Here is a 10,171-nt window from a genome sequence, read left to right as displayed (position 1 = left end):
AACCGAAGCCGAGGGCCCGCCTCATCCCGAGGCGGGCCGCGGGTCGGTCAACCGGCCGGTGTTCTTCACCGCGGCGGGCATTGTTCTCGCGTTCGCGATCTGGGCGCTCGCCTCACCCTCGAGCGCCGAGACCGTGGTCGGTGAGGTCAAGACGTTCATATCCACCTGGTTCGGCTGGTGGTACATCATCCTCGCCACCGTCATCGTCGGCCTGGTCGTCTTCATCGGCGCCAGCAAGTACGGCCGCTACCGGCTGGGACCGGAGGAGTCCCGCCCCGAGTACAGCCTGTTCACGTGGACGGCAATGCTTTTCGCGGCGGGCATCGGCATCGACCTGATGTTCTTCTCGGTCGCCGAACCGGTCTACAACTATCTGCACCCGCCGACCGGGACCGCCGGGACCAACGAGGCGGCCCGCGAGGCCGCCACCTGGACCATCTTCCACTACGGCATCACCGGCTGGGCCATGTACGCGCTCATGGGCGGTGCGCTGGCCTACTTCGCCTTCCGGCACAATCTGCCGCTCACCATCCGGGCGGCGCTGTACCCGATCTTCGGCAAGCGGGTGGAGGGCCGCTGGGGCGACGCCATCGACGTGGCGGCGGTGCTGGGCACCATCTTCGGTATCGCGACCTCGCTGGGCATCGGCATTGTGCAGCTCAACTACGGCCTGCACGAGATGTTCGGCGTCGCGCAGGGTAAGGCGGCGCAGATCGGCCTCATCGCCCTGTCGGTCATCATCGCGACCATTTCGGCGACCTCGGGCGTGGACAAGGGCATCCGGCGGCTGTCGGAGTTCAACGTCATCCTGTCCATCGTGCTGCTGGTCTACATCCTGGTGGCGGGCCGCACGGACTTCCTGCTCAACGGGCTCACCCAGAATGTCGGCGACTACCTGTCGACGTTCCTCGACCGCACCCTCGACACCTTCGCCTGGGACCGCAACCCGGAAACGGCGAACGAGCCGACCGCCTGGATCGACGCCTGGACGCTGTTCTTCTGGGCGTGGTGGGTGGCGTGGGCGCCGTTCGTCGGACTGTTCCTGGCGCGCATCTCGCGCGGACGCACCCTGCGCCAGTTCATCTTCGGCGTCCTGGTCGTACCGTTCAGCTTCATCCTGCTGTGGATCTCGATCTTCGGCAACAGCGCGCTGGAACTCGCCCGCGACGACGAGGACTTCGCGCTGACCACGGCGAGCCGGGCCGAGGCCGGGTTCTACTCGCTGCTCGAGCAGTACCCGGGCGCGCCGCTGCTGCTCGGCATCGCGACCATCACCGGGCTGCTGTTCTACGTGACCAGCGCCGATTCCGGTTCGCTGGTGATGGGCAACTTCACCTCGAAACTGCCCGATCCGATGGCGGACTGCGCCCGCAGCACCCGTATCTTCTGGTCGCTGGCCATCGGCCTGCTCACGCTGTCGATGCTGTTCGCCGGGGCGGGTGGTTCCATCACCACCCTGCAGAACGCCACCATCATCATGGGCTTGCCGTTCTCGTTCGTGCTCGCCCTCATCGGCGTGGCGCTGCTGCGCTCGGTGCGCAACGAATCGCTCAAGCTGGACAGCTACCGAACGACCCTGCCGAAGGCCATCGCGGCCGGACGCGGACCGTCCGAGCACGGCAGCTGGCGTCGCCGCCTGCTGGCCACCATCCAGTACCCGGGGCCGGGGGCCACCCGGAAGTTCGTCGCCAACACCATCGTTCCAGCCATGCGGGAGGTGGCGGCCGAATTCGATCGCGCGGGCGTCACCGCCACGGTCGACGAATCCGGCCGGCACGAGGGGATCTCGTCGCCGCGACTGGTGGTCGACCAGGCCAGCGAACCCGGATTCGAGTACTGCGTGTGGCCGGTGTCCGCGCCGACACCCAGCTACGCGGTGCTCTCGCAGCGCTCCGACGACCGCTACTTCCGCTGCGAGGTGTACCTCGCGGAGGGATCGCAGGGCTACTCGCTCAACGGCTACACCCGCGAGCAGGTCATCGGCGACATTCTCGACCAGTACGAACGCCATCTCGGCTATCTGCATCTGCGCCGCTCGGCGACCGACACCCACGAGCCGACACCGAGCGACGCCGACGTCACCGTCAGCGATCCTGAAGGGACACCCACCGCATGAGTCACACCCTGTACATCAACGGTTCCTGGTGCGCCGCGAAGTCCGGCAAGACCCGCCAGATCCGTTGCCCCGCCGACAATTCCGTGGTCGGCGTGGTCTCCGAGGCGGATGCCGCCGATACCGAGGCGGCCATCGCGGCGGCCCGGCGCGCCTTCGACCGCGGGCCCTGGCGCGACACCTCGGCCGCCGAGCGCGGCGATCTGCTGCTGGCGGTGGCCGCCGCCATCGACGCCCAGCGCGCGGACTTCGTGCGCGCCGAAACCCTCGACACCGGCAAGCGGCCCTACGAGTCGGATATCGACATGTCCGATATCGCGAACTGCTTCCGCTACTTCGGCAAGCTCGCGGCCGAGGACGCGGGCCGGGTGGTGGACGCGGGTTCCCCTGATGTGGACTCCCGCATCGTGTACGAACCGGTCGGTGTGTGCGGGCTCATCACGCCCTGGAACTACCCGCTGCTCCAGGCGGCGTGGAAGATCGCCCCGGCGCTGGCCGCGGGCAATACCTTCGTCCTGAAGCCGTCCGAGCTGACGCCGCACACCGCCATCCTGCTCATGCGGGTGCTGGACGAGCTGCACCTGCCCGCGGGCGTGGCCAATCTGGTCCTCGGTGCGGGCACGACGGCCGGAGCGCCGCTCTCGGCACATCCGGACGTCGACATGGTCTCCTTCACCGGCGGGTTGGCCACCGGCCGGATCATCGCCCGCGAGGCCGCGGCGACGGTCAAGAAGGTGGCGCTCGAGCTGGGCGGCAAGAACCCGAACGTGATCTTCGCCGATGCCTGCGACACCCGCGAGCGCCTGGCCGCGGCCGTCGACAATGCCCTCAACGCCGCCTTCCTGCACTCCGGTCAGGTGTGCTCGGCGGGGGCGCGGCTGGTCATCGAGGAGTCGGCGCACGACCGGTTCGTCGACGAGCTGGTCCGGCGGGCCGAGCAGATCCGGCTCGGCCTCCCGTTCGCCGAGGGCACCGAGACCGGGCCGCTGATCTCGGCCGCGCACCGCGACAAGGTGCACGCCTACGTCGAACAGGCCCGCGCCGAGGGGGCCGTCATCCGCACCGGCGGCGCGTTCGCCACCGGCGACCAGGGCTCGGGCAGTCTCGACGACGGCTGGTTCTATCGGCCGACCGTCATCGACCGGGCCACCCGCGAGATGGCCTGCGTGCACGATGAGGCATTCGGACCGACCGTCACCGTGGAGACCTTCACCACCGAGGACGAGGCGGTCGCCATCGCCAACGACACCGAATACGGGCTGGCCGGGGCGGTGTGGTCGTCCGATACCGCGCGGGCCCGCCGGATCGCGGCGCGGCTGCGGCACGGAACCGTGTGGGTCAACGATTTCGGCCCCTACCTGCCGCAGGCCGAATGGGGTGGCTTCGGCCACTCCGGCGTCGGCCGCGAACTGGGACCGTCCGGCCTGCACGAGTACCGCGAGGCCAAACACGTCTACGAGAACCTCCGGCCGGGCGTCACCGGCTGGTTCGCCGACCGAGGGGAGCGGAAGTGACCGAGTACGACTATGTGATCGTCGGCGGCGGCTCGGCGGGCGCGGCCGTCGCCTCCCGACTGTCGGAGGATCCGGCGGTGACGGTGTGCCTGCTCGAGGCCGGGCCGTCGGATGTGGGCGACGACGCCATCCTGCGGCTGGATCGCTGGATGGAACTGCTGGAATCCGGATACGACTGGGACTATCCCATCGAACCGCAAGAGAACGGCAATTCGTTCATGCGGCACGCCCGCGCCAAGGTGCTGGGCGGCTGCTCCTCGCACAACAGCTGTATCGCGTTCTGGGCTCCGCGCGAGGATCTGGACGCCTGGGAGCGTGAGCACGGCTGCACCGGGTGGGGTTCGGATTCGGTGTACCGGCTGTACCCGCGGATCGAGACCAATGACGCGCCGGGCGACCATCACGGGCGCAGCGGCCCGGTCAACATCATGACGGTGCCGCCGAACGATCCGTGCGGCGTGGCGCTGCTCGACGCCTGCGAGGCCGTCGGCATACCGCGCGCCGAGTTCAATTCCGGTCGCACGGTGGTCAACGGGGCCAACTTCTTCCAGATCAACCGCCGCCCCGACGGGGTGCGGGCGTCCTCCTCGGTGAGCTATCTGCATCCGCACCTGGATCGGCCGAATCTGACCGTCCGGACCGGGGCCTGGGTCAAGCAGGTCGTCATCGAGGGCGGCCGGGCCGTGGGCGTCGACATCACCGACAATGCCTTCGGCCGCACCACCCGCATCACCGCCACCCGCGAGGTGATCCTGTCGGCGGGGGCCATCGACACCCCGAAGCTGCTCATGCTGTCGGGTATCGGACCGGCGGATCACCTGCGCGAGAACGGCATCGACGTGCTGGTGGACTCGCCCGGCGTGGGCGCACATCTGCAGGACCATCCGGAAGGTGTCATCGGCTTCGAGACGACGCGGCCGATGGTCGACCGATCCACCCAGTGGTGGGAGGCCGGGATCTTCACCACCACCGTCGACGGACTCGACCGTCCCGACCTCATGATGCATTACGGCAGTGTGCCGTTCGACATGCACACGCTGCGGCAGGGCTATCCGACGGCCGAGAACACCTTCTGCCTCACCCCGAATGTTACCCACGCCCGCTCCCGCGGCACCGTCCGGCTGCGCTCGCGCGACTTCCGCGACAAGCCGCGCGTCGACCCCCGCTACTTCACCGACGCCGAGGGCCACGATATGCGCGTCATGATCGCGGGAATCCGCAAGGCGCGCGAGATCGCCTCCACCGCTCCGCTGTCCGAGTGGGTGGCGCGCGAACTGTACCCCGGTCCGGAGACGGAGTCGGACGCGGAGCTGGCCGACTATATCCGCCGCACCCACAACACGGTCTACCACCCGGTGGGCACGGTCCGGATGGGCGCGGTCGACGACGCCATGAGCCCGCTGGATCCGGAACTGCGCGTCAAGGGCGTGGAGGGCCTGCGCGTCGCCGACGCCTCGGTCTTCCCCGCGCACACCACGGTGAATCCGAACATCACCGTCATGCTCGTCGGCGAGCGCTGCGCCGAACTCGTCGCCGGGCGGTAATTCTCACTCGGAGATGTGGCCCGGAACCGGTCGGTTCCGGGCCACACGCATAGTGTGCGCCGTCGTCCGCGCCGGATACCCGACCGCCGCATCCGCGCGCCACGCCCGGACTGCACGCGGTATCCGCAGGGGATGTTTCACCGCTCGCCCCGGTGTCATCCCATCCGTATATCTGGTGCAGACGGTGAGAGGCGGGGTGACAGTGCTACCGGCTATCTCGAGGGCCGCGGTGGTGGCCGTGGGCTTGGCTTTGGCGATATTCGGGGTCGCGGGCTGCGCGACCGAGGACGACGAGTGCTGCTGGCCGACCGGTGCGGTCGGGACGCGCTATGCCGAGGTGTCGGGTCCGACAGGGCCGCTGGGGGACTGCACCGGGGACGAACGGGACCGCGACGGCGGACGGCAGCAGGATTTCGCGAACGGGGCGATCTACTGGACACCCGACACCGGTGCGTGGGAGGTGTACGGGCAGATCGGTGACGAATACGAGAACCTGGGCGGTCCGACCTCCGCGCTCGGCTGGCCGGTGAGCGGCGAGCTGCCGACACCGAACGGGGTGGGCCGCTTCAACCGCTTCCAGCAGGGCAATATCTATCACTCCCCGGCGGGCACCTATCCGGTGTACGGCGCGATCTTCGACGCCTACGCGCAACTGGGCTACGAGAACGGGCGGCTCGGCTTCCCGACCTCCGGCGAGCAGGACAGCGACGAGGGCCGCCGCGGTGAGTTCCAGGGCGGCTGGATCGAGTGGAACAGCGACACCGGCGCGATCACGGTCGGCTGAGCCGGATTCGGCTACTCACGGGGCTGTTTCCGAGGTGCGGAATCCGGTGGTGTCTCGTCTTCGCTCGCGGACAACGCCTTCTGTAGCGAATTGAAGACGGTCAGGCCCTGGCCGACCATGCTGTTGACCAGTTCGGAGACGCCGTCGGGGCCGTTGAGCACGGTGAGGTTGGCATTGGCCAGGCCGTGCGAGGCTTGGCGGACGATCTCGGGCAGTTGTTCGATGAGCAACTGGTCGAGGGCGATGCGGTTGTTGGACGCGGCCGCCTCCGCCTGAATACGGGTGCGGTCGGCCTCGGCTTCGGCGAGGATGCGCACCTTCTCCGCTTCGGCCAACGCCGGTTTCACCACCTCGGCCTGCAATTGCTGCTCGCGCAGTTCGGCCTGTTTGCGCGCCTGCTCGGCCTGCGCGGTGAGCACCTCCTGTTTGGCGATGGCCTCCGCCAGCGGACCCGACTGTGCCGCTTCGGCATTGGCCTTGTCGATATCGCGCTGATAGTCCGCGCGCAGCAGCGCGGTCTCACGTTCGTACTCGGCGCGGCGGCGCAGCGACTCCTGTTCGGCGCGCGCCGCCCGCTGCGCGGCCTCGGCCTGCGCGATCTGCGCGTCGCGCTGCACCGCGGCATTGTGCGGCGCGGCCAGCGCGGTGATGTAGCCGAGGCCGCCGTCGTCGATGGACTGGATCTGGAAGGAATCCACCCACAACCCGATATTGCTCATCTCCACCTTCGAGGCGACCAGCACCTCGTCGGCGAGCCGCTGCCGCTCCCGAATGATCTCCTCGACGGTCATCGAGCCGATGATGGAACGCAGATGTCCGGAGAAGATACGCCCGGTGAGTACCGACATCTCCTGGTCGTGCTCGGACAGAAACCGCTGCGCCGCATTGACTATCGACCCGGTGTCATTGGCCACCTTGAAGGCGATCACCGCCCGCACATCCAGCTGGATGGCCTGTTTGGTGACACACCGCTCCTTGATCTCGGCCTCGAACATGGCCAGCGACAGAAACCGCACCTTCCGGAAGAACGGCATCACCCACGAGCCGCGCCCGATGAAGACTTGGAAGGGAGCATTGTCCTTGGTCCGCCCACCGGTGACGAGCATCGCCTCGTCCGGATTCGGCACGTGATAGCCCAACACGGTTCGATCCACCTCGCATTCACGACATTCGGTCGTCACCCGTGTCGAGCGGAATCCAGGGCACCACATCCACCACCCGCCCCGGATGCACCGCGACGATCAGGACGGTGGTCCCGACATCGAGCGCCTCATCGGCACGGGCGATATACAGTTCGGTTCCCCCTCGTATGGTGACCAGCACCTCTCCGATCCCACCGGCGGCACGGACCGGCGTCACGATTCTACCGGTCAACCCTGGCACCGGGTCTGTCATCGGGCTGAACTCCTCGCCTGTCGCCACCGCGACATTACCTGCGATGCAATCGAATCCGGCCGGAATGCGGGGTGCGGCTGTCCGCCGGTTCAGTTCGCGGTGGCTCCGTGGTAGAAGAACTGGCCCAATCCGACGGTGAAGACCAGGATGCCGTAGAGGGCGTGTTCGACGGAGACCGCCACAAGGGAGCGGGTGCGGCGGAAGCGTTCGGCGAACAGGCATCCGGCGACTCCGCTGAGCAGCACCGAGATCCAGCTGCCGAACAGGATGTGCACGAAGCCGAAGGCGGCGGCGCTGGCCGCCACCATGCGCGGTCCGTCGCCGAAGACCGGGGCGTAGCGGTGGAAGAGGAACGCGCGGTAGAGCAGTTCCTGCGGGTAGACGCTCACCAGCGGGTAGAACACCAGGATCAGCAGCCAGAGCAGCGGATCCTCGCGCGGCAGCTCGAACAGCGCGGCCGGTTGCCACACCGCGACGACGATCGCGAGACCCACCGCGGCGGCCGACCATGCCGCGATCATCGAGCGCGCCTCGTCGGCGAGCGCGCGGATCCGTCCGAAGGACCGCCGGTCGAAACCGGAGCGGCACAGGTACGCGGTGACGGCGAGGGCGACCACGAGCAGGACCGGCAGCGGGCTCACACCGCGCAGCACGACCGCGTACGCACCGGCGACGCCGAAGAACAGCACCACGTATTCGACTGCGAGCCATACCTTCCGAGTACGGATGTCGACGTCGATGGACACCCCTCGAATCTAGCCCGGCCGAGCCGGGTGCGCCCGCCGCCGGAGTGTGGAACACCTCCACCGACGCACCGCGCACGCGCGGATCGACCGCAGGATTGGTGTTTTTCCCGAATTTCGGAGCAGACTTCAGGAATGAACCGTGAAGATCGACCGCAGTCCGGCCTCTTCAGCCACCTCGAGGAACCCGCAAGCACCTCGTCGCCGACCGAGGAGGAGGTGGCCGCGTCCCGCCCCGTATTCAGCAGCGACACCGCACGTGACGAACACCGCAACACCTGATCGCCGGTGCCTCTGACCAGCGGCGTCTCCGGCGATCCGGTCCGCGGTTCGACCATGCGATTAGGTTCGGCCGACGCACTGTGACATGCTGGGGGGCGAGCACGGGTTGTTGATGTGATCACTCGGCTCACAACAGGAAGTTGCAAGAGAAGTATGTCGCAAGGCAGTGTGAAGTGGTTCAACGGCGAAAAGGGCTTCGGCTTCATCGCGCAGGATGAGGGCGGCCCCGACGTGTTCGTCCACTACTCCCAGATTTCCGGCTCCGGCTTCAAGTCCCTCGAAGAGGGTCAGCGAGTGGAGTTCGAGATCGGGCAGGGTCAGAAGGGCCCGCAGGCCCAGAGCGTCCGCGCCATCTGAGAGCGGATCAGCTCCGAAACCCGCGCCATCGGCGCGGGTTTCGTGCTTTCCGGAGCACATAGCGGTTCGCGAGCGTCGCGCGACGCGCCACGGTCCAAGTCTGGTTCCGGGCGACGGACAGCACAGAACGCGGCGGCCGGTCGGGGGCATCGGGGGGTTCTATCGGCGGATCGGATTGCGTTGGGGTGCTGACGGTTTCGGGGCGGTGGAGGGGAGGCTTGCCGCGCTGGAGCTGTACCACCCCGGAGGCGGGGCGTTCATCGGAGGCCGCGCAATGCGCCCATCAATCCTTGACCTCAGTGCACACGACGACGCCGTGGCCGCACCCGACGAGTACGTGCGGGCCGTGATCGCATGGCATTTCGATCCGGAGACCGGTAGCCCGTACTGGCTGCGCCGGGCTCGGACCTTGGGATTCGACCCGCTCGCGGAGATTCGGACCTTCTCGGACCTGCGGAGATTTCCCAATGTGATCGACGAGTTCCGCGATGTCGCGGTGGAGGACCTCGTACCGCGCGGACTGGTGGGTGCGGACCGAGAGATCGCCGGGGTCTACGAGAGCGGCGGTACCACGGGAGCGCCGAAGCGGTTCGTCATGTTCGAGCCGTGGATGGAATTCGCGCTGTGCTGGGACGAGCACCACTACGCGGAGTTGGGGCCGATGAACACGCTCGCCGTCGCGCCGACCGGGCCACACATGTTCGGCGAATTCGCGCGGCGGCGCGCGCGCCGACACGACGGGGTGCTGTTCACCATCGATCTGGATCCGCGGTGGATCAAACAGATGATCGCCCGGGGCGACACCGAGAACACCGAACGGTATGCCGAGCATCTGGTCGATCAGGTGGCACGGATACTCACTACGCAGTCGGTCGGCATCCTGATCTCGACGCCGCCGCTGTTGGAGCGGATCGCGCGCCGGGACGAGCTGGTCGAGCGGATCCGCGAGCAGGTGAAATTCATCTGCTGGAGCGGTGCGCACATGGACGCGGACTCGCGAGACATCTTCCGGCAGGAGATCTTTCCCGACATCCCGCTCGCAGGCCTGTACGGGAGCACCACCATTCTCGGCATGTCCAGGGAAAGGGACGAGGAGCGCCCCGACGGACTGGCCGTATTCGACACTCCCAGTCCGTATCTCGCCTTCGAGGTGATCGATCCCGAAACCGGCGACGACGTCGGATTCGGGGAGCGCGGCCAGGTCGTCATGCACCACCTCACGAAATACGCTCTGCTGCCCAATAATCCGGAACGCGACCTGGCGATGAAGGTGTCGCCGCCACCCGGTGCGGCGGGCTGCTCGGTCGCCGATGTCGCGCCCATGACCTCGTTCGGCGGCAGTGCCGTGATCGAGGGGGTGTACTGATGGGCGAACCGGTGTACATCGACGCACTCGGACCGCGGGGGCCGTATCGCTCCCGGGAGCGCACACCGCTCAC

The 10,171-nt window shown here is 67.8% G+C and carries 10 protein-coding genes; 7 read left to right on the top strand and 3 right to left on the bottom strand.

Annotated features, from left to right (window positions below; genetic code table 11):
- Positions 1 to 58 precede the first annotated feature (58 nt).
- The 4 genes from betT (at position 59) to QK444_RS24400 (ending at position 5,955) form a co-directional block, all read left to right on the top strand.
- Positions 59 to 2,116 carry a choline BCCT transporter BetT gene (gene betT / locus QK444_RS24415; protein WP_282784057.1) on the top strand — a complete coding sequence of 686 codons (2,058 nt, stop codon included), beginning with the start codon at positions 59 to 61 and terminating at the stop codon, positions 2,114 to 2,116.
- Entirely contained in the window at positions 2,113 to 3,627 is a 1,515-nt protein-coding gene (locus tag QK444_RS24410; RefSeq protein ID WP_282784055.1) for an aldehyde dehydrogenase family protein, read from the top strand. The genes betT and QK444_RS24410 overlap by 4 nt, the downstream gene beginning before the upstream one ends.
- A complete protein-coding gene (locus tag QK444_RS24405; protein ID WP_282784054.1) occupies positions 3,624 to 5,171 on the top strand; it encodes a GMC family oxidoreductase N-terminal domain-containing protein in 1,548 nt (515 codons plus the stop codon). Before QK444_RS24410 ends, QK444_RS24405 begins: the two co-directional genes overlap by 4 nt.
- A gap of 238 nt (positions 5,172 to 5,409) precedes the next feature.
- Positions 5,410 to 5,955 (top strand): trehalose corynomycolyl transferase, encoded by a 546-nt coding sequence (locus tag QK444_RS24400; protein WP_282784052.1) that lies wholly within the window; start codon positions 5,410 to 5,412, stop codon positions 5,953 to 5,955.
- An 11-nt stretch (positions 5,956 to 5,966) separates the two neighbouring features.
- Here the strand turns inward: QK444_RS24400 and QK444_RS24395 are convergent, their stop codons facing one another.
- The 3 genes from QK444_RS24395 to QK444_RS24385 all read right to left on the bottom strand — a co-directional run bounded on the left by QK444_RS24395 (position 5,967) and on the right by QK444_RS24385 (position 8,096).
- Entirely contained in the window at positions 5,967 to 7,097 is a 1,131-nt protein-coding gene (locus tag QK444_RS24395) for an SPFH domain-containing protein (protein ID WP_282784050.1), read from the bottom strand.
- A gap of 19 nt (positions 7,098 to 7,116) precedes the next feature.
- Positions 7,117 to 7,350 (bottom strand): hypothetical protein, encoded by a 234-nt coding sequence (locus tag QK444_RS24390; RefSeq protein ID WP_282784048.1) that lies wholly within the window; start codon positions 7,348 to 7,350, stop codon positions 7,117 to 7,119.
- 89 nt (positions 7,351 to 7,439) lie between these two features.
- Entirely contained in the window at positions 7,440 to 8,096 is a 657-nt protein-coding gene (locus QK444_RS24385; RefSeq protein ID WP_282784046.1) for a CPBP family intramembrane glutamic endopeptidase, read from the bottom strand.
- Between the two features lie 132 nt (positions 8,097 to 8,228).
- On the opposite strand from QK444_RS24385, the gene QK444_RS24380 reads away from it, so the two are divergent.
- From QK444_RS24380 to QK444_RS24370, 3 genes are all read left to right on the top strand, one after another.
- Entirely contained in the window at positions 8,229 to 8,375 is a 147-nt protein-coding gene (locus tag QK444_RS24380) for a hypothetical protein (protein ID WP_282784044.1), read from the top strand.
- 153 nt (positions 8,376 to 8,528) lie between these two features.
- Entirely contained in the window at positions 8,529 to 8,732 is a 204-nt protein-coding gene (locus QK444_RS24375; protein ID WP_029927571.1) for a cold-shock protein, read from the top strand.
- Positions 8,733 to 9,006: 274 nt separating this feature from the next.
- A complete protein-coding gene (locus QK444_RS24370) occupies positions 9,007 to 10,098 on the top strand; it encodes a phenazine antibiotic biosynthesis protein (protein WP_282784041.1) in 1,092 nt (363 codons plus the stop codon).
- Positions 10,099 to 10,171: the final 73 nt, after the last annotated feature.

Source organism: Nocardia sp. CC201C (genome assembly GCF_030010695.1).
Taxonomy (GTDB): Bacteria; Actinomycetota; Actinomycetes; order Mycobacteriales; family Mycobacteriaceae; genus Nocardia; species Nocardia otitidiscaviarum.
The sequence above is the reverse complement of the archived record's forward strand: the minus strand, read 5'-3'. Positions and strand labels throughout refer to the sequence as shown.